Here is a 17,898-nt window from a genome sequence, read left to right on the forward strand (position 1 = left end):
CGGACGTCGTTGACTGCGGGCAGATTCTTGACGCTGGCTGCGGAGCGGGGGGCGGACAGCCTCCCTAGGCGGCGCCTTTCGCGAGCAACTCCTGTATCCGGTCTTCCGGCAGGCCCAGTTCGCGGAGCACCGCCTCGGTGTCTCCACCCAGCGACGGCGCGGGCGTGCGGGCCTGGCAGGGCGATTCCGCGAACTTGATCGGAAACCCGAGCATGCGCACCTGCTGTCCGTCGGGATGGGGCACGTCGATCGCCATGTCCTGGTCGGCCACCTGGGGGTCGTCGAAAACTTCCCGCAGGTTCAGCACCTGTCCGCAGGGCACGCCGTACTGATTGAGGCGTTCTATCCAATAGCGGCTGCTTTCCTGGCGGGTGCGGGCCTCGATGACGGCCTTGATCGATGCGCGGTTGAGCATGCGGTCCGCGTTGGCCTGGAAGTCGGGATGCGAGCGCAGGGACTGCAGCGCCAGCGCATCCAGGAACTTGTCGTACATGGCGTCGTTGGACGGGGCGATCGCGACCTGGCCGTCCGCCGTCTCGAACAGCCCGTAGGGCGCGACGATCCCGTGGTCGTTGCCGGTGCGCGGGGGCAGCTCGCCGCTGGCGAAGTAGTTGGCGGCCTGGAAGCTGAGCAGGCCGATCATGCTGGACATCAGGCTGACGCTGATCGAATCTCCGCGGCCCGTGCGTTCGCGGCGCAACAGCGCGGCCAGCACGCCCAGCGCGCCGTTCATGCCCGCGACCAGGTCGCTGATGGGCGGGCCCGCGCGCATGGGCGGATCGTTCTCGCCGCCGTTCAGGCTCATGAATCCGCTCATCGCCTGGGCGATGAAATCGAAGGCGGGCCGGTCGCGATACGGACCGGAGGTGCCGAAGCCGTTGATGCTGCAATGAATGATGTCCGGACGCAGCGCTTTCAGGGCATCGTCGCCGAAACCCATCTTTTCCATGATGCCGGGACGGTAGTTTTCGATCACGACGTCGCAGGTGGGTATCAGCTGGCGCAGGATGTCCTTGCCCTCCTGGCTGTACAGGTCCAGCGCGACCGATCTCTTGTTGCGGTTGTAGTTTGCGAAGTACCAGCTCAGACCATTCTTGATCACGCCCTGGCGGCGGACCGGATCGCCTTCCCCGGGTGTTTCTATCTTGATGACTTCGGCCCCCATGTCGGCCAGGATGGAGGTGCAATAAGGGCCCGAGATGATGCGGGTCAGGTCCAGGATGCGGATTCCGGAGAGTGGCATAGCTTATGTCTGCGTCGTTGTCGGAGGTTGCCGGGCGTGAGCGGGCCCTAGCCGCCCAGGCCTGGCAGCCAGAGGGTTAGGGGCGGAAAGGCGCAGATCAGCGCGAGCACGATCAGCGACCAGATGAAGAAAGGGATGACCTCGCGCACGATGGGGCCGATCGGGGTCCGGCCCACGGCGGACGTGACGAACAGCAGGATGCCGACCGGCGGGGTCAGCATGCCCGTCATCAGGTTCAGGATCAGGATCATGGCGTACTGGATGGGATCCAGTCCCAGCTGGGCGCCGATCGGCAGCAGCGCGGGCAAGGTGATGATCATGGCCGGAAGCGGCTCCAGGATTTTCCCGACCAGGATGAGGAACACGTTTACCGTGAGCAGGACGACCCAGTGCTCTTCCGAAATGCTCAGGATGCTCTTGGCAATGGTGGCCGCGATGCGCGATTCGCTGATCAGCCAGCTGAACGGGCCGGCGGCGGCCAGCAGGAACAGGACGACGGCCATGGTGCGTCCGGCGGCATAAAAGGCCGAGCCCAATTCCCCCACCTTCAATTCCCGGTACACGGCCAGCCCGACCAGCAGCGCGTACACCGCGACGAAGGCTGCAGCCTCAGTGTCGGTCAGGAGGCCGAAGCGTATGCCGACGATGATCAGGACCGGCATCATCAGCGCCCAGATGGACGCGCGCGTCACCCGTGCCCGTTCGGGCCAGCTCGCCCGCGGGCGCGATTTGTAGCCATGGCGGCGCGCCTGCCAGGCGCAGATGGCCATGTAGCCGGTCAACAACATGAAGCCGGGAATGATACCGGCCAGGAACAGGCGGATGATCGACAGGTTGGCCAGCACCGCATAGACGATCATGGGGATCGAAGGGGGCAGGATGGGGCCTAGCATGGCGCCGCAGGCGATGACCGCCTCGGGATAGCCGCGGCGGTAGCCCTCGTTTTTCATCGAAGGGATCATCGCGGTGCCGATGGCGCTGGCGTCCGCCACGGCGGAACCGCTGATTCCCGCCATGACGAGGTTCGTGGTCAGGGAGACTTGCGACAGGCTGCCGCGCATGTGGCCGACCATGGCCATGGACCAGTTGATGAGCCGCAGCGTCACGCCGCCCCGGTTCATCAGTTCGCCGGCCAGGATGAAGAGGGGGATCGCGACCAGCGCCGTCTCGTCGATGCCCCCTAGCATCGAGAGCGGCGCCTGCACGATGTCCACGCCGCCGCCGCCCTTGAACAGCATGCCGATCATGGCCGCGGTGATCATGGCGAAGCCGATGTCCAATCCGACCAGGATCAGGACGATGAAGAGGACGACCGAGAACAGGATCATGGATGCGTTCCTGGCATATCGTTTTCGCCTTCCTCGCGCGCGAAGGCGTCATGGGGAGCCGGCGCGTCCGGAATCAGCAGGCGCAAGGCCAGGAACAGCATGAAGAGCGCCATGCCCGCTGTCAGCGCGGCATAGCTCACCGCGTAGGTGAAGGGCGTGCCGACGATGTCCTGGAAATGCCCCACCTCGACCACGTCCAGGCCCTTGTAGAAGAGAGTCGCGGCCAGCGCCAGCAGCGTGGCGTCGAACAGCCGGTCGCGCACGCGCCGCGCGCGCTCGGACAAATGGCTGTCGATGATGTCGATCACGACGTTGCGGCGTTCCCGCAGGGCCATGGCCGCGCCCAGGAAGGCGCACCACAGCATGCCGATGCGCGCGATCTGGTCCCAGGCGTCGAACTGCGACTTCAGCACGTAGCGGTCCAGCACTTGCGCAAAGCAGAAGACGAGCACGACGGCCAGCGTGAGCGCAACGCTCAACCTGCCGATCCAGCAGACGATGCGGTCCGCGCGCAGGAGCGCACCGCGCCAGGTGGATCCTTCGGACGCCGCGGCGCGGGTCCGGGCCGGTGCAGGCAGGGGGGCGCCCATGGCTTACTCTTGCATCTTCTGGATGCGTTCGACCATGCCGGCGGGCCAGTCCTTGCCCTCGTATTGCTGGTAGACGGTGGCGAGCGCCGCCTTGAACGCCGCCTTGTCCGGCTGCGTATACGTGACGCCGGCATCCTTCAGGAGCTTGACCGCGTTGTCGTCGAGTTCCTTGTCCAGCTTGGTGGCGACCTTTCCCCCCGCCTTGGCCGCATCGACCAGCGCCTGGCGCTGCTTGTCGTTCAGCCCCTGCCAGACGCGTTCGGAGATGAACCAGCCCGTCAGCTCGTAGGCATGGTCGGTGGCGGCCCAGAATTTGGCTTCTTCGTGGAAGCGCAACGGAATCGACAGGTCGAATCCGTTGTCCTGGCCGTCGATCATGCCGCGGCCCAGCGCCGTGTAGATTTCGGTCATTCCCAGGGGCACGACCTGTGCACCCAGCGTCTCGAAGGTGCTCTTCAGAATGGGAATGGAGGGAACCCGCAGCTTCAGGCCCTTGACGTCTTCGGGCCGGTTGACCGCGCGCGACACGGTTTGCAGCGCGCGGGGAGAGCGGATGCCGAATGCCGCGAACACGCGCACGCCGGACTTCTTGGCGACGTCGTCGAAGATCCTGGCGAACTCTTCGCTGTTGATGATGCGCTCCGCCTGCTCGCCGCTCTTGAACAGGTAAGGCGCATACAGGATGTTCAGGGGCTGAGCGCCCCGCAGCAATACAACGGATCCCAAGCCGAAATAGCCCATGTCCAGCGTGCCCAGCTGCATGGATGACAGGATCTTGCTGATGTCGCCCAGCTGCCCGTCCGTGTAGACGTGGACCTGCAGATCGCTGTTGGACTGTTTCGCGACCTCGTCGGCGAAGGCGCGCATGGCGTGGTCCCAGGGGCTGTTGGAGGCGGCGATGGTTGCGATTTTCATCTCGCGCGCCTGCGCGTCGCGAGCCGGCAGCAGCGTGCCCGCGACGCAGGCCGACAGCGCCAGCATGATGGCCGCGCCACGGACCAGAAACGGCGATAGCTTCTTGTTCATGATGTCTCCCCCGGAATTTTTGCGGTGTCCGGTTATGTGGACCCGCCAACCCAGGAGGGATGGCGGGGAATGCGGCCAAGGCGGGCTACCAGTTCCAGTGCACGGGTTTCAGCCCGGCCACCGGCGAATCGAACACCGCCAGGCTGGAGCCGTTGATGCAGCCCATGAAGGCGGTCTTGCGGTCGGGGCCGCCGAACGCGATGCTGGTGATGTTCTGCAGTTTCTTGCTGTGGTTGTCATAGACCATCGGGCGGCTTAGCCGGTTGGCCAGGTATTCGGCTTCCAGCCTGTCGATATGGGCGGCATCGCTGTCTTCAAGCACGATCTGCTGGCCGCCCTGGGGGCTGACGCGGATGACGCGGTTGGAGACGACGCTGATCACCCAGATATGGCCGGCTTCGTCGACCGCCATGCCGTCCGGATAGGTGCCTTTGCCGAACTCGGTAATCACTGTCCGTTCGCTGAGATCGCCGTTCGCCGCGACGCGGAAGCGCAGCAGGCGCCGGCCGAAGGTTTCGTTCACGTACAGGTACGTGCCGGTGGGATCCATGCGGCATTCGTTGGTCCAGTGCACGTCCTGCGCCACGACGCGCGTGCCATGGCGATCGTGCACGGCGATGAAGCCGTCGGCGATGTCGCGGCGGAACTGGTGATCGCCCTTGCGCACCGTGCTCACGCAGATCCACAGCCGTTCCTGGCCGTCCAGCCAGACGAAATTGACGCTGGGCAGCCCGACGCCGTCGATCTCCATGAGGTGGGGAGCGGCTGCGCCGTCGCGTTGCACGCGCCAGACCCCGCCATCGTCGGCCAGATTGGCGATGGCGAACGAACCGTCGCGCAGCAGGGCGAAGCCGTTGGGGATCAGGCCCGCCTGTGCGCCGATCAGGCGGGCGCTGCCGCCCGGCTGGATGTGGCGGATGCCGCCGGCCTTGTCGGAAACGTACAGGTCGCCCGCGGCGGTGCTGAGCACGCACTCCGGCCGGTTCAGATTGACGCCCGCTTCGCGCACGGCGCTCAGGGGAAGCTGGACGACCCCGGTGTTCGTTTTGCTGTCCATGCGCGATTCCTCAGCCGACCGCGCCGACAGCGCCGCCATAGTCGTGCAGATGCAGCCGCGGACCGGCCTTCATCAACTGGCCGGGCAGGTTGCGGCCGATCACGTTCTCCAGCCGTTGCGCCACGTTGATCAGGGCACGCAGGTCGATACCGCTGTCCACTCCCATTTCGTCGAGCAGGTAGACAAGGTCTTCGGTGCAGATGTTGCCTGTGGCGCCCGGCGCGAAAGGGCAGCCGCCCAGCCCGGCCAGCGACGATTCGTAGGAAGTGACGCCCGCGCGCAGACCTTCGACCACGTTCACCAGGCCGATGCCTCGGGTGTTGTGGAAGTGCAGGGAGATTTTCATGCCGGGGTGGTCGGCGCGCAGCGCCTCGACCGTGCGGCGCACCAACCGGGGCGTGGCCATGCCCGTGGTGTCGCCCAGCGTGACCGCGTCGAAGCCCAGGCGCGCGAAGTGGCCGAAGATGGTCTTGATGCGCTCCAGATCCACGTCGCCCTCGAACGGGCAGCCGAATGCGACGGCGATGGCGCCCTTGCGCTTGATCGGATGGTCTTTCAACTGTTCCGCGATTTCTTCGATATCGCGCAGGGACTGCTCGACGGGACGATTCAGGTTCTTGGTGTTGTGGCTTTCCGTGGCGGACAGGAAGACCACGATTTCGTCCGCTTTCGACCGCAGCGCGTTCTCGACGCCCTTGCGGTTCGGCGCCAGGACGCCCAGCACCACGCCGGCACGCTTGTGCACTTTCTCCAGGACTTCCTGGGCGTCGCGCAGCTGCGGGACCGCGCGCGGCGAGACGAAGGAAGTGGCTTCGAAATGCCTGACGCCCGCGTCGATCAGGGCGTTCAGTATCTCGGCTTTGGTATCGGTGGGCACGAATTCGGACTCGATCTGCAGTCCGTCGCGCATGCCGACTTCGACGATTTCAACCCGGTCTGGAAGGCTCACGGCGCTTGTCTCCTGGTGCCCGGACCGCGTGCCCGCAGAGACCTGCGAGGCGATGTCCGGGGCGGCGTTGTCGGTCACTATCTTCAGTGATCGGCATAGGCGGGACAATTCGTGAATGTTCGGCGGGGTATCGCGAAATGCGATGCCTCATGGCGCAAGCGGCCGGCCTTGGGAAACCGGCAGATTCATTGCTGCGTTGCGGCTTCGGCGATCAGATGGTCCAGCAGGAGCCGGACGGCGCCCGACAGCGATTCGTTGCTGCGCACGCACAATTTCAGTTGCCGGCGCGCCCAGGCGTCGGTCAGCGGAATGACGCAGAGTTCATCGCAGGCATACACGGACAAGGCCTTCGCGGGCACGATTCCGATCCCGAGGTCGGCGCGCACCATGGACACCAGGGCATCGTAGGAAGTGACCTGGAAGCGCAACCGCAGCGAGCGGTTCATGGAGGCAGCCTCGCGCGTGAAGAGGTAGTTCGCCGCGCTGCCCCGATGCATGCCGACATGGTCGTAGTCCAGGGTGTCGGCGAACGCCACGTGCTCGCGCCCCGACAAGGGATGCCCGGCGGGCGCGACCAGGGCCATGACGTCGCGGTGGTAGGGGAAGATGTCCAGGCCGTTCTCGTCGTCGGACTGCGTGTAGACGCCAATGTCGGCCGCGTTGTCCGCCACCGCGCGGGTGACGCCCGCGCTGACGGATTCTTCCAGGTCGATCTGTACGTGGGGATGCTGCAGCAGGAAGCGGCGCAGTTCCATGGGCAGGAACTGGGCGATCGACGATAGATTGGCAGCCACCCTGACGCGCCCGCGCAAGCCGGCCGAGTAGTCGCGGATTTCGTCGGCCAGGTCCTGGGTCTGGTGCAGCAGCGTGCGGGCGCGCCGGGCCAGCGCGCGAGCGGCGCTGGTGGGTTCCACGCCGCGCGCGTGGCGCTGGAACAGGGGCACGTCCAGCACGCGCTCGAGTTCGGACAGTCGCTTGGACAGGGCGGAGGGCGCGATATGCTCGCGGGTCGCGGCCGCCGTGATGCTGCCTTCTTCCAGCACCGCCAGGAAGACTTGCAGGGTGTAGAGATCAAGACGAAGGTTCATGCCGGCTTCCGGGACATATTTGCCCGCGAGGATAGCGGGTGTCCCGCAAGGCATGGCTAGGGGATTACACGTAGGGCTGGCGGCCCCTGGACGCAAGCCTCAGGCCTCGTCGTCCGTTTCCCAGGCCGGGTTCCAGACAGCTTCCCATACGTGGCCGTCGGGGTCCTGGAAGTAGCCGGCGTAACCGCCCCAGAACGTGTCATGGGCGGGCTTGAGGATGCGGGCGCCCGCCGATTTTGCCTTGGCCATGACGCGGTCCACTTCTTCGCGCGAATCGACGTTGTGGCCCAGCGTCAGATTGGTTGGCGAAGCGGCACCCAGGGGCAGGCCGGTGTCGTGGGCGATGCTGGCCCGCGGCCACAGGGCCAGCCGCAGGCCGGGCTGCATGTCGAGGAACACGACCGCGCCATGTTCGAACTCTTGGCCGATGATGCCTGGCGTGGGCAGGCCCAGGCCGTCGCGATAGAAGCGCAGGGCGGCGTCCAGGTCGTCGACGCCGAGGGTGATGACGGTGATGCGGGGGCGCATGGACAGTCCTCCCGGCGGGGGAAAAGTTCCAGTGTATCCCGCCGCCGATCGCGGCGACGGTCCGTGGCGGATGCAAGGGCGCGCGGCTATTGCTCGCCGACCGTCAGCAACAGCGCCGAATCGAACATGGCGGCAGGCGAGATGATGGGCTCATCCCAGGGGATGTCCGCGCCGTAGCGTTCCTGCATCTTGGCGCGCACGGCGGAAGAGCGCAGATCGAACTGCTTGAGCGGCGCCGTCGCCCCGATTTCCACGCCCAGTGCGCGCTGGTAGATCTTCCAGACCAGCTCCGAGCAGTAGATTTTCTCGTCCGACCAGGCGAACACCAGGTCGTACGGCTTGCCTGCAAATGCGGCGCCCGCCGCGGCAAGCTGTTCGCGCGCCGCTGGCGTCAGCCGGGCAGTGTCGCGCAGGCGCTTGACCACGTAATGGCCGCGTTCGCCTTGCGCCGCCCATTGGGCCAGCGGTGTGTAGCCGACCTGGGCCGCGGCTTCGAGCACGTAGGGACGCCCCTGGCGCATCACGATCATGCCCATGTGGCTGTAGGGCGAATGCGTGGCCTGCTGGATGGCCAGGCTTTGCGCTGACCGGGACTGCTGGAACACGAGATCGCCCGTCTGGACCGCGGGCGCCGCCGAGGCGGCCAGGGAAAGCATGGACAGCGCGGCCGCAGCGGCGGCGCGTGTCCATGCGAGCGGTGTCATGAGCGGGCCCGGCTTGCGGCCGGCGTCGCTTTCTTGGCGCGCGGCTTGGCCGCGGGTTTGCTGACTTGGGCGGGAGCGTCGAACTCCTGCTTGTTGCGTTCGCCACGCGGGGTGTTTTCCGGGTGGGGTTTGGGAAAAGCCCAGGGCTTGGTTTTCTGATCCATTGCATGTACTCCTTGCACAGGCGGAACAGTAGCATTAGCCGTGGTCATGGGTAAGTGAGGGTTGACGTCAATATTCATCACATCGTGTTATTGGAAAGCAAAGCGGGATCGCTTCGACCCGAACCCGCCCGCGATTGTTCCCGTCAAGGCGGGGCCTATCCGGCTTCGGGCCTTTCGTCCTGCCAGATGCGGTCGAATTGTTCGCGCACCTGGCGCGCCCATTCGTCAATAGCGCCGCGCACGTCGTCCGCCGTCGGCTTTTGGCCTGGCGGCAGATTGCCGCCCGTCACGGTGCCTACCGATGCGATCAGCAGTTCGTTGGTGTTGGCATCGCGCAGCGCGGCTTCGATCAGCAGGCGCGCGGATTGGTCCCGCAGTCCGGCAACCTTGGCGGTCTGTCCGATCACGTAGCCGATGGGGCTGTACTCCAGCGCCCGCGGGTCGCGATCGTTCCTGAAGGTGCCGGTGATGGCCGCGCGCAGGCGCATCGCGCGCGGCGCGGGAGAGGTCAGCAGTTGATAGCCGGACTGCGCGAACTCGCGCCGCAGCGCTTCGTTCATGTAGGCCAGCGCGCGTTCGCGCATGGCCGGGTCGCTGCGCATGGCCAGATCGTCGGGCCGGTCGCCCTGGATGTATTCCATGTTTTCCAGGATGAGCTTCTTGTCGTACTGGCTCCCGATCGACGGGCCGGGGCGCACCCAGACCCGGCCGGCGTTCCATTGAGGATCCTGCCTGAGCTGGCTCTGGCTTTCGCCCAGGGACGTGGAGTAGTCCTGGGCCTTGGGCAGGTTGGTGCAGCCCGCGAGCCCGATGGCCGCGCAGCAGGCGGCCAGGGCGAGATGGGTGTTCATGCGTTCTCCCTTCTGGAAAAATGACACCCGGGCATGGGCCGCCGGGTGGCACCACGGTGCAGACGGGAGCGTATCGCTAATTATCGCGGCTAGCGGGCGTCGCGCTGTTGGTGGCTCCATGAAAATAATTATCTCTGGCCCTGGCAATGGGGCCACGGCAGCGGTATGTTGTGGTTTTCCGTCACCGCCGATTCCGCCATGTACCTGCCGTCCGCCTTTCGTGAAGATTCCCTCGACGTCCAGCACGATTTCATCCGCGCGCATCCCCTGGGCGTGCTCACGACATCTGCTGAGGGCGGGCTGATGGCGAACCACATTCCCTGTCTGCTCTATCCCGAGGGGCCCTGCGGCGTGTTGCGCCTGCATGTGGCCCGCGCCAATCCGCAACTGGCCGAACTGGCGTCGGGGCGGGAATGCCTGGTCGTTTTCCATGGGCCGCAGGCCTATGTTTCCCCGTCGTGGTATCCAACCAAGGCAGAGACGCACAAGGTGGTGCCCACCTGGAACTTCGTCGCGGTACATGCCTGGGGCGTTCCGGTGATCCAGGACGATCCGGCGTGGCTGCGAGCCCAGCTCGACGCGCTGACCGACAGCCAGGAAAAGGCCCGCGCGCAGCCCTGGCGCGTGGACGAGGCGCCAGCGGATTTCATCGCTGCCCAGATGCGCGTGATCGTCGGCGTGGAGATCCGCCTGTCGCGCATCGAGGGCAAGTGGAAGGTCAGCCAGAACCGCCCGGTGGCCGACCGGCAAGGCGTGGTGGAGGGCCTGGTGAACGAGCGGGGCGATGCCGTCATGGCCGGGCTGGTCGCGCGCCGCGGCGGGCTGGCGTGACGCTGCCGAGCGCGAAGCTCGCGATTGCGGCCGCCTGCAGGCCGGCCGCAGTAGCCAAAAACCAGAACAACGAATGCCCGGCCTGTTCCGACAGCGCCCGCAATATGCCGAACAGAGCGGGCGCAAACGCATAGGCGCCTTGCGAGATGGCGACGATCAGCGGCACCACGCGCTGCGCGTCTTCGCGCGCGAACTCTGCCTGAGCGATCAGCGGCGGCAACGAGGTCGCGTTGCCGATGCCCGAGCCGAACAGCAGCACGCCCAGCCACACGGCCCATGTGTGCTCGCCGGCCAGCATCAGGACCATTGAGCCGCAGATCTGGATGGCGTATGCCAGGCCAGCCACCTTGCGCCGGTCGGCGCCGGGCGGCATCAGCCAGCCTACCAGCGAGCGTCCGGCGATGGCGCTGGCTGTGGCCAGGCCCATCGCGAGGCCGGCCGTCTGAGCGCCCAGCAACGGCGCCAGCAACGACAGCAGGTGCGCGATCAGTCCGATCTGCGCGAACAGGCCCAGCGCCATGCCCGCTGCCAAGGTCAAAAAGGCGCGGTTGCGCCATAGGTTGGGCACGGGCGCAGGCGAGGGCACCGCAGCGGGCGCCTGGCCCTGGCAGGCCGCGCCGTCGGGCGCCTGTCCGAGTTGCTGCGGCGTGACGGCGAATACCTTGAACGACAGCGCCGCGACTACCGCCACCATCGCCACGCCTACCCACAAGGCGGCCTGCGCGAAGCCCACTCCGCCGATCAGGTAGACCCACAGGGGAGAGAACACAATGCCGCCGACGCTGGCGCCGTTGTAGGCCATCCCCAGCGCGGCGGGCCGGCGCCGGACGAACCATGGCGAGATCAGGGCGTTGACCGCGGCGGCGCCGAGGGCTACCCATCCCATGCCGCTGAAAAGCGCGGCGGCATAGAGTTGCCAGGGCTCTCCCGCCCTGGCCCAGCCGTTTGCGCCCAGTGCGAGCAGTACGGCGCCACCCAGCGTCACCGCGGGTATGCCGAAACGGCGGTACAGGCGGGGAAGATTGGCGACGACGAACGTTCCGCACAGGAAATGCAAGGTGACGGCGCCGGACACGAGCGCGACACTCCAGCCGGTGCGCTGCGCCACAGCGTGCAGGAATACCGGCGGGCCGTAGAAGCCGACTCCCCAACCCAATACCGCCAGGACGAACGTGGCGTACAGGACGGTCCAGCCGAAGAATGCCTGAGGGGTGCGCATGGGTTTCCGGCGGGGCCGGCTGTCTTGTTTGGATGACTCGCAGTATGCTTGAGTCTGCACACGATACTTTGGTCAATCGCGAATTATGGAATCCACGTTCGCCGACATCAATCTTTCCGCGGTAGCCAGCGCCATCGCCGACCCGGCGCGCGCGCGCATGCTGTGCGTGCTGCTGGACGGCCGCGCCCGCACGGCAACGGAATTGGCGGCGGTGGCCGATATCGGCGCATCCACAGCCAGCGGCCATTTCCAGCGTTTGCGTGAGCAGGGGCTGGTCGAGATGGCCGTGCAGGGTAAGCACCGCTACTACCGGCTCGCCAATGGCGAGGTCGGGCATGCGCTGGAGGCCTTGCTGGTGGTGGCGGGTGCAGAGCGGACGCCATTCAAACCCAATACGCCTTCCGTGCTGCGCGAGGCGCGTACCTGCTACGACCATATGGCGGGCACGCTGGCCGTGCGCATCCACGATGCGATGCTGGGCCGGCGCTGGCTCGAGGCCGACGGCCGCGGCTACCTACTGACGCCTTTGGGTGAGGCCGCGCTGGCGCAGGTCGGCGTGGATGTCGCGCAGGCGCGGCAACGCCGTCGGCGCTTTGCCTGCGCGTGCCTGGACTGGAGCGAACGCCGTTCGCATCTCGGCGGCGCGTTGGGCGCGGCTTTGCTGGACGCGCTGCTGCAGCGGGGCTGGATCAGCAAGGACCTCGATTCGCGCGCGCTCAGCGTCACGAAGCGGGGAGAGCGGCAATTTCCCGCATTCTTCGGCAAGGCTGACGGGCAGTCCGCCGCGCCTGAGGCCGCCTGGCTGCCCGGGGAAAGCAACGTCGCCGCATAACGCCGTCACGCCCCCCTCGTTCGCGAAGCCGGCGGCAAGTGCCAGGTGTATGCGGCGGGCGTGCCGCGCAAGCAAGCAGCCGGCCATACGGTGTCCAACCGTCTACCGCTGGGGGCTGGACGCAGACCGGTGCATCATCGGCGGCGCGCGTCAGTCGACGGGCATGAATCCATCCGAAAGTGTGGATACGCAACAGCTTTAGGGTAATCCCCGTGAATCGGCGCGGGGAGGCCTTCCTGGCGCGTTCCGCGTTTGCGCGCAGACCGCGTCAGGCTTGACCGTCCGGGCGGGAGCCAGTCTCGTTTCCGCCGGAGCTGAAAAACGGGGACATAATTCCCGTGATGCAACAGTGTTTCTATTTTCTGCCCGGGTTACAAAACATATCTGAACTGTCATAGGTAGCCGGGGTATGCTGGATCGTAGACAGAGGGCATCCGAAGTGCATCAGAACAACTTGATCTACAAGGGATACCGGCTTACGGCCAAAGTGTCCCGGGGCGCCGGCGCAGAGGTTGAAGCGCCACCCAGCGGCCCCGTATTCATTGCGTCGGTAATGGTGGTCCAGGCGGGCGCCGTTCTCGAAGGCGGCGACGAATATCCCGTTCCGTGCTTTGCCGAGGGCGGCTTCGTCTTCAGCCCGCGCGAAGCGGTGCATGCGGCCATCCTGCATGGCCGCGAGATCGTCGACGGCCTGACCAACCTGCCGTCCTGACGCGGCGCCTAACCGGAAAAGACCTCGCGCCAGTCGCGCGTCTTGGCGAGCGTCTGCACGCTGGCGGATTGTTCGAGGATGGTCACGGCCTTCTTGAACTCGTCGGCCGAGGCGCCGTCTTCCAGAATGACCATGCGCGAATTGCGCGCATCGGCCATCTTCACGTCCGACATCTTGCCGTGGGTCTGGTAGACCTGGGTCCAGTCCATCTTCTTGCCGGCCTTCAAGGCGATCGGTTCGATGTAGGTCAGCGCCGTGCTGCCGGACGCGCGCACCGCGAACGCAAAATCCGCCGGGTGGCCGCTGCTACCCTTGGCGCGGGCGCCCTTGACCAGGCGGTTCGCGCCCACGCCTTCAGCCAGCGCGCGGCCCACCTGTGCGCGGAAGCGCAATTGGCTGAATCTGGGCATCCACTTGGCGCATTGGAACGACAGCGCCATCGCCAGCTTCACCGCATCCCACAGGGCTTCCTGGAGGTGTTCGTTGGGCCCGGATGCGACGATGGCGCCCGTGCGATCGAAGTGCGCCAGGCTTACGCCAGGCGTCTCGTTCAGCAGATCGATGCGCTTGGCCGGCAGCTCGATGCCGTAGCTCGATGCGTGCATCGCGGTTTCACAGGCATCGGTCAGGTAGAACGACGATTCATCGGGGTGCGCGATGAAGAACGCCGCATGCTGCCCGTCCAGGCCCAGTGTCATGGGCGATACGGCGCGGATGGCATGCTCGCCAGCCGGCAGGACAGTCCAGCCGGAGGCTTCCAGAAAATTGCTCATAGGATCAGTTCGATTTGGCGGCCTTTGAGCGGATGCGCGAAGCCGCCGTTCAGCGTCAGGTTCGCCCGCGGCAGGAAGTGCTGCATCAGCGCGCCGATGGTGTACAGGGCGGGCACGACGGGCTCGGCATAGCCTTCGCCGTCGTCCACCCAGATGTGTTCGTGGCTGCGGTCCGCAAGCGGCTTGCGGAATTGCGGCCGGCCTTCGCCCACCAGACTGGTGTGGAAGGAGTCGTCGGTGTCCACGCCGTACACGCGGTGCGGGCCCACGAAGAGGCTGGCGCAAAAGGCTTCGGCAAGGAAAATGGTGGCCTGGCCATGCACGACGGTGCGCGCGCCGCGATAGGTTGCGCGGAAGATCACGTCTTCGCGCACTTCCCCCTTGATCCGGCATGCGCTCGCGAATTCCATCCATTGGAGGTCAGTGGCGGCGGGCTTCGGAATCCAGGCGATCGGTTTTACGGTTTCCTTGGGTTCGGCAAGGATCTCTTGCACCTCATCAACGGTGATTAACGGTTCGAACTTCTTGGCCATGGAACTGATCTAGGGTCTGGGAAATGCGCACGCCGGCGAATTGGGCCGGGCGCGTGCCGCGCCGCTCGGCCGGGGCTGCGGAGAAACGCGCGCAACACGGCGAGGGGGCGTAATCTTACAAGATGGAGACACGGCCCTGCTGGAGACTGTATGGATATACAGGCATGGCGGGCCGGCGCGGGCCTACAAGGAGGAGGCGGAGAACGTGTCGCACTGCTTGATGTTGCCGCTTTCCAGGCCGCGCTTGAACCAGCGTACCCGTTGCGCCGACGAACCATGCGTGAACGCGTCGGGCACCACGTAACCCTGGCTCTGCTTCTGGAGGCGGTCGTCGCCGATCGCGGTGGCCGCGCCCAGCGCCTCTTCGACGTCGCCGCCTTCAAGTATGTTGCGCGCCGCGTTGGCGCGCTGCGCCCACAGGCCCGCGAAGCAGTCCGCCTGCAGTTCCATGCGCACCGACAGCGCATTGGCCTGCGAGGGGTTGCGCCGGCGCAGATTGTCCACCTGGTCCGAAATGCCCAGCAGGTGCTGAACATGGTGCCCGACCTCGTGCGCGATCACGTACGCCTGGGCGAAATCGCCCGGCGCCTTGAAGCGGTTCTGCAATTCATCGAAGAAGGCCAGGTCGATGTAGACCTTGCTGTCGCCTGGGCAGTAGAACGGCCCCATCGCCGATTGGCCGGTGCCGCAGGCCGTGGGCGTGGCGCCGCGGAACAGCACCAGCTTGGGCGGTTCGTATTGGCGGTTCAGGTCCTTCTGGAAAATGGCGCTCCAGGTGTCCTCGGTTTCGCCCAGCACCTTCGATACGAAGATGGCCTGGGGATCGTTGGCGGGCGGGCGCGCGGCCGGCCCTTCCTGCTGCGTGGCGGGCGGGCCTTCGGCCATTTGCAGGACCACGCTGGGATCGACGCCGAAGTACATGGCGACCAGGGCCAGTACTATCGTACCGATGCCGATGGTGCCTCGTCCGCCGATCCGCGGGCCGCTGGCGCGGCGGTCTTCAACATTGTCGCTCTGGCGCGAGTTATCAAGGCGCATTCTGTTTCTCCGGGCGGGTCGGCGTTCCCGCCATTTTGCATCGCCGTTCTTCACTGGGCGACCTTCAAGAGTGTTAGGATAAACCCATGGCTCTGTATTTCTCCATTCACCCCGCGAATCCGCAACCACGCCTGCTCAAGCAGGCGGCCCAATGGCTTACCGACGGTGGCCTCGTGGCCGTTCCCACAGACTCCAGCTACGCGGTCGTCGCCCGCCTGGACGACAAGGACGCCGCCGATGGATTGCGCCGGCTGCGGGGGCTGGATGAACGCCACCATCTCACCCTTCTTTGCCGCGACCTGGCCGAAATTGGCCACTTCGCACGCGTGGACAACCGCCAGTACCGCCTGCTGAAGGCCGCGACGCCCGGCCCCTGGACGTTCATCCTGGAAGCCACCAAGGAAGTGCCGCGGCGCGTGTCGCATCCTTCGCGCAAGACCATCGGCATCCGCGTGCCCGACCATCCGGTCATGCTGGGCCTGCTGGAGCAGGTGGGGGCACCGCTGCTGTCCACCACGCTCATTCCCAAGGACGAGTCCGAAGCGCTGAACGATGCGGAAGATATCCGCGAACGCTACGAACACTCCCTGGCGGCCATCATCGACGCGGGCGCCTGCCCGCAATCGCCGACCACCGTGATCGACCTCACCAGCGAAGAGCCGGTGGTGGTGCGCGTGGGTCGCGGCGATCCGGCGACGCTGGGCCTTGCCTGACCGCGCCGGCCGCAACGCCCCGCGAGCCGCTCTGCGCCGGCTCGCGCCTCATCTACAATCCGGTTCGCCATGAACGACATCATCCAAACCATTGCGGTCTACGCGATACCGGTTATCTTCGCCATCACCCTGCACGAGGCCGCGCACGGCTTCGTCGCGCGCATGTTCGGCGACCCGACGGCCCACCAGGCCGGCCGTATCAGCCTGAACCCCGCGCGGCACATCGATCCCGTCGGCACATTGCTGGTGCCGGTGGCGATCCTGCTGGCGTCCAAGCTGCTGGGCAGCCCGGGCATGCTGTTCGGCTGGGCCAAGCCGGTGCCGGTGGACTTCGGCCGTCTGCGCCGGCCCAAGCAGGACATGCTCTGGGTGGCGCTGGCCGGTCCCGCCGCCAACCTGCTCATGGCGATCCTGTGGGCGTTTTCGCTGCGCCTGTTCCTGGAATCGGGCCTGCAGGAAACATTCTGGTTCGAAATGGCCGTGGCCGGCGTGAACGTCAACCTGGTGCTGATGGCGCTGAACCTGCTGCCCATCCTGCCCCTGGACGGGGGACGTATCCTTTTCAGCCTGCTGCCCAACCGCCTGGCCTGGCAGTACTCGAAAATCGAGCCGTATGGCCTGGTGATCGTCGTCGTCCTGCTGGTGACGGATGTGCTCTGGCTTTTGATGCGGCCGGTGCTCGGTTTGGGAACGACAATCGTTCAATGGTTCTTATAAGATTTCGGCCAATATCCGTTAAACTCAGCAGTTTCACTGATTCTGGCCTTGGGGCATCCTGCCGCGGGGCCTTGGAGCCCTACATTTATGGCATCCCCTGCAACCGCCGCAGGCGTTAATTTCCAGGGCAGCATGGTGGCCCTGGTCACCCCAATGCAGCCCGACGGCAGCCTCGATTACGCTGCCTACCGGTCGTTGATCGACTGGCACGTCCAGGAAGAAACCGACGCGCTGGTGGTGGTGGGCACCACCGGGGAATCGCCCACGGTCTCCATGGAAGAACACGCGGAGCTGATCCGCGTTGCCGTCGAACACGCCGCGGGCCGCATTCCGGTCATCGCGGGGGTGGGCGCCAACTCTACCGACGAAGCCATCCACCTGACGCGCCATGCCAAGGCCGTCGGCGCGCAGGCCGGCCTGTCGGTCGTTCCGTACTACAACAAGCCTTCGCAAGAAGGCCTGTACCGCCATTTCCGCACCGTCGCGGAAACGGTCGATCTGCCCACCATCCTGTACAACGTGCCGGGCCGCACCGTTGCCGACATGAGCAACGACACGATCCTGCGCTTGGCGCAGGTGCCGGGCATCATCGGCATCAAGGACGCCACCGGCGACATCGCGCGCGGCGGTTTGCTGCTGCGCGAGGCGCCCGCCAGCTTCCAGGTCTTCAGCGGCGATGACCCCACCGCCGCCGCCCTGATCCTGCTGGGCGCGCGCGGTAACATCTCCGTGACGGCCAACGTGGCGCCGAAGCTCATGCGTGACCTCTGTGCGGCCGCTCTGGCCGGCAATGTGCCCACGGTGCGTGAACTTAATGCACGCCTGGCGCGTCTGAACAAGGCTTTGTTCGTTGAAGCCAACCCGATCCCCGTCAAGTGGGCGTTGGCCGAGATGGGCCGCAGCGCACTGGGCTACCGGCTGCCGCTGGTGGAACTGGGAGCGCAGCACCACGCAACGGTGCGCGACGCGCTTCAGGATGCGGGCCTGCTCTAATTATCGTGA

Annotated in this window: 21 protein-coding genes; 6 read left to right on the top strand and 15 right to left on the bottom strand. The window is 66.0% G+C overall.

Going from position 1 to position 17,898, the window contains the following annotated elements:
- Positions 1 to 64: 64 nt before the first annotated feature.
- The 11 genes from AGI3411_RS09935 to AGI3411_RS09980 all read right to left on the bottom strand — a co-directional run bounded on the left by AGI3411_RS09935 (position 65) and on the right by AGI3411_RS09980 (position 9,528).
- Positions 65 to 1,243 carry a CaiB/BaiF CoA transferase family protein gene (locus AGI3411_RS09935; RefSeq protein WP_129527201.1) on the bottom strand — a complete coding sequence of 393 codons (1,179 nt, stop codon included), beginning with the start codon at positions 1,241 to 1,243 and terminating at the stop codon, positions 65 to 67.
- A 47-nt stretch (positions 1,244 to 1,290) separates the two neighbouring features.
- A complete protein-coding gene (locus AGI3411_RS09940; RefSeq protein WP_129527202.1) occupies positions 1,291 to 2,571 on the bottom strand; it encodes a TRAP transporter large permease in 1,281 nt (426 codons plus the stop codon).
- Complete coding sequence (locus tag AGI3411_RS09945; RefSeq protein ID WP_129527203.1) at positions 2,568 to 3,161, bottom strand: TRAP transporter small permease; 594 nt, start codon at positions 3,159 to 3,161, stop codon at positions 2,568 to 2,570. Before AGI3411_RS09945 ends, AGI3411_RS09940 begins: the two co-directional genes overlap by 4 nt.
- Before the next feature lie 3 nt (positions 3,162 to 3,164).
- The gene (locus AGI3411_RS09950) at positions 3,165 to 4,187 is read right to left on the bottom strand and encodes a TRAP transporter substrate-binding protein (protein ID WP_129527204.1); all 1,023 of its coding nucleotides are present in this window, start codon (positions 4,185 to 4,187) and stop codon (positions 3,165 to 3,167) included.
- Between the two features lie 85 nt (positions 4,188 to 4,272).
- A complete protein-coding gene (locus AGI3411_RS09955; protein WP_165359126.1) occupies positions 4,273 to 5,244 on the bottom strand; it encodes an SMP-30/gluconolactonase/LRE family protein in 972 nt (323 codons plus the stop codon).
- Between the two features lie 10 nt (positions 5,245 to 5,254).
- Entirely contained in the window at positions 5,255 to 6,193 is a 939-nt protein-coding gene (locus AGI3411_RS09960) for a hydroxymethylglutaryl-CoA lyase (protein ID WP_129527206.1), read from the bottom strand.
- A gap of 185 nt (positions 6,194 to 6,378) precedes the next feature.
- Positions 6,379 to 7,281: a LysR family transcriptional regulator gene (locus AGI3411_RS09965; protein ID WP_129527207.1), complete on the bottom strand. Its 903-nt coding sequence runs from the start codon at positions 7,279 to 7,281 to the stop codon at positions 6,379 to 6,381.
- 99 nt (positions 7,282 to 7,380) lie between these two features.
- Positions 7,381 to 7,809, bottom strand: a complete 429-nt coding sequence (locus AGI3411_RS09970; protein WP_129527208.1) for a VOC family protein — start codon at positions 7,807 to 7,809, stop codon at positions 7,381 to 7,383.
- A gap of 86 nt (positions 7,810 to 7,895) precedes the next feature.
- A complete protein-coding gene (locus AGI3411_RS09975; protein ID WP_129527209.1) occupies positions 7,896 to 8,513 on the bottom strand; it encodes a YiiX family permuted papain-like enzyme in 618 nt (205 codons plus the stop codon).
- On the bottom strand, positions 8,510 to 8,677 hold the full coding sequence (locus AGI3411_RS30080; protein ID WP_165359127.1) for a hypothetical protein: 168 nt from the start codon (positions 8,675 to 8,677) through the stop codon (positions 8,510 to 8,512). The genes AGI3411_RS09975 and AGI3411_RS30080 overlap by 4 nt, the downstream gene beginning before the upstream one ends.
- Before the next feature lie 155 nt (positions 8,678 to 8,832).
- A complete protein-coding gene (locus tag AGI3411_RS09980) occupies positions 8,833 to 9,528 on the bottom strand; it encodes a DUF3313 domain-containing protein (RefSeq protein WP_129527210.1) in 696 nt (231 codons plus the stop codon).
- A 198-nt stretch (positions 9,529 to 9,726) separates the two neighbouring features.
- Between AGI3411_RS09980 and AGI3411_RS09985 the strand changes: the two genes are divergently transcribed.
- Positions 9,727 to 10,359 (top strand): FMN-binding negative transcriptional regulator, encoded by a 633-nt coding sequence (locus tag AGI3411_RS09985; RefSeq protein WP_165359140.1) that lies wholly within the window; start codon positions 9,727 to 9,729, stop codon positions 10,357 to 10,359.
- Here the strand turns inward: AGI3411_RS09985 and AGI3411_RS09990 are convergent.
- Complete coding sequence (locus AGI3411_RS09990; RefSeq protein WP_129527211.1) at positions 10,319 to 11,578, bottom strand: MFS transporter; 1,260 nt, start codon at positions 11,576 to 11,578, stop codon at positions 10,319 to 10,321. The two genes, AGI3411_RS09985 and AGI3411_RS09990, sit on opposite strands and share 41 nt — an antisense overlap.
- Positions 11,579 to 11,663: 85 nt before the next feature.
- Between AGI3411_RS09990 and AGI3411_RS09995 the strand changes: the two genes are divergently transcribed.
- The gene (locus AGI3411_RS09995) at positions 11,664 to 12,410 is read left to right on the top strand and encodes an ArsR/SmtB family transcription factor (RefSeq protein WP_129527212.1); all 747 of its coding nucleotides are present in this window, start codon (positions 11,664 to 11,666) and stop codon (positions 12,408 to 12,410) included.
- A 439-nt stretch (positions 12,411 to 12,849) separates the two neighbouring features.
- Complete coding sequence (locus tag AGI3411_RS10000; protein ID WP_129527280.1) at positions 12,850 to 13,122, top strand: hypothetical protein; 273 nt, start codon at positions 12,850 to 12,852, stop codon at positions 13,120 to 13,122.
- 8 nt (positions 13,123 to 13,130) lie between these two features.
- Here AGI3411_RS10000 and AGI3411_RS10005 read toward each other — a convergent pair whose 3' ends face one another.
- The 3 genes from AGI3411_RS10005 to ypfJ all read right to left on the bottom strand — a co-directional run bounded on the left by AGI3411_RS10005 (position 13,131) and on the right by ypfJ (position 15,466).
- Positions 13,131 to 13,895, bottom strand: a complete 765-nt coding sequence (locus AGI3411_RS10005; RefSeq protein WP_129527213.1) for a DUF1828 domain-containing protein — start codon at positions 13,893 to 13,895, stop codon at positions 13,131 to 13,133.
- Positions 13,892 to 14,428, bottom strand: coding sequence for a hypothetical protein (locus AGI3411_RS10010; protein ID WP_129527214.1), 537 nt, complete (start codon positions 14,426 to 14,428; stop codon positions 13,892 to 13,894). The genes AGI3411_RS10005 and AGI3411_RS10010 overlap by 4 nt, the downstream gene beginning before the upstream one ends.
- A 183-nt stretch (positions 14,429 to 14,611) precedes the next feature.
- Positions 14,612 to 15,466, bottom strand: a complete 855-nt coding sequence (ypfJ, locus tag AGI3411_RS10015; RefSeq protein ID WP_129527215.1) for a KPN_02809 family neutral zinc metallopeptidase — start codon at positions 15,464 to 15,466, stop codon at positions 14,612 to 14,614.
- A gap of 86 nt (positions 15,467 to 15,552) precedes the next feature.
- Here ypfJ and AGI3411_RS10020 point away from each other — a divergent pair, with 86 nt between their 5' ends.
- From AGI3411_RS10020 to dapA, 3 genes are all read left to right on the top strand, one after another.
- Positions 15,553 to 16,179, top strand: a complete 627-nt coding sequence (locus tag AGI3411_RS10020) for an L-threonylcarbamoyladenylate synthase (RefSeq protein WP_129527216.1) — start codon at positions 15,553 to 15,555, stop codon at positions 16,177 to 16,179.
- Positions 16,180 to 16,248: 69 nt separating this feature from the next.
- Complete coding sequence (locus tag AGI3411_RS10025) at positions 16,249 to 16,896, top strand: site-2 protease family protein (protein ID WP_129527217.1); 648 nt, start codon at positions 16,249 to 16,251, stop codon at positions 16,894 to 16,896.
- An 87-nt stretch (positions 16,897 to 16,983) separates the two neighbouring features.
- Positions 16,984 to 17,889, top strand: a complete 906-nt coding sequence (dapA, locus tag AGI3411_RS10030) for a 4-hydroxy-tetrahydrodipicolinate synthase (RefSeq protein WP_129527218.1) — start codon at positions 16,984 to 16,986, stop codon at positions 17,887 to 17,889.
- Positions 17,890 to 17,898: the final 9 nt, after the last annotated feature.

Origin of the sequence: Achromobacter agilis, from assembly GCF_900496965.1 — a bacterium.
Taxonomy (GTDB): domain Bacteria; phylum Pseudomonadota; class Gammaproteobacteria; order Burkholderiales; family Burkholderiaceae_B; genus Achromobacter; species Achromobacter agilis.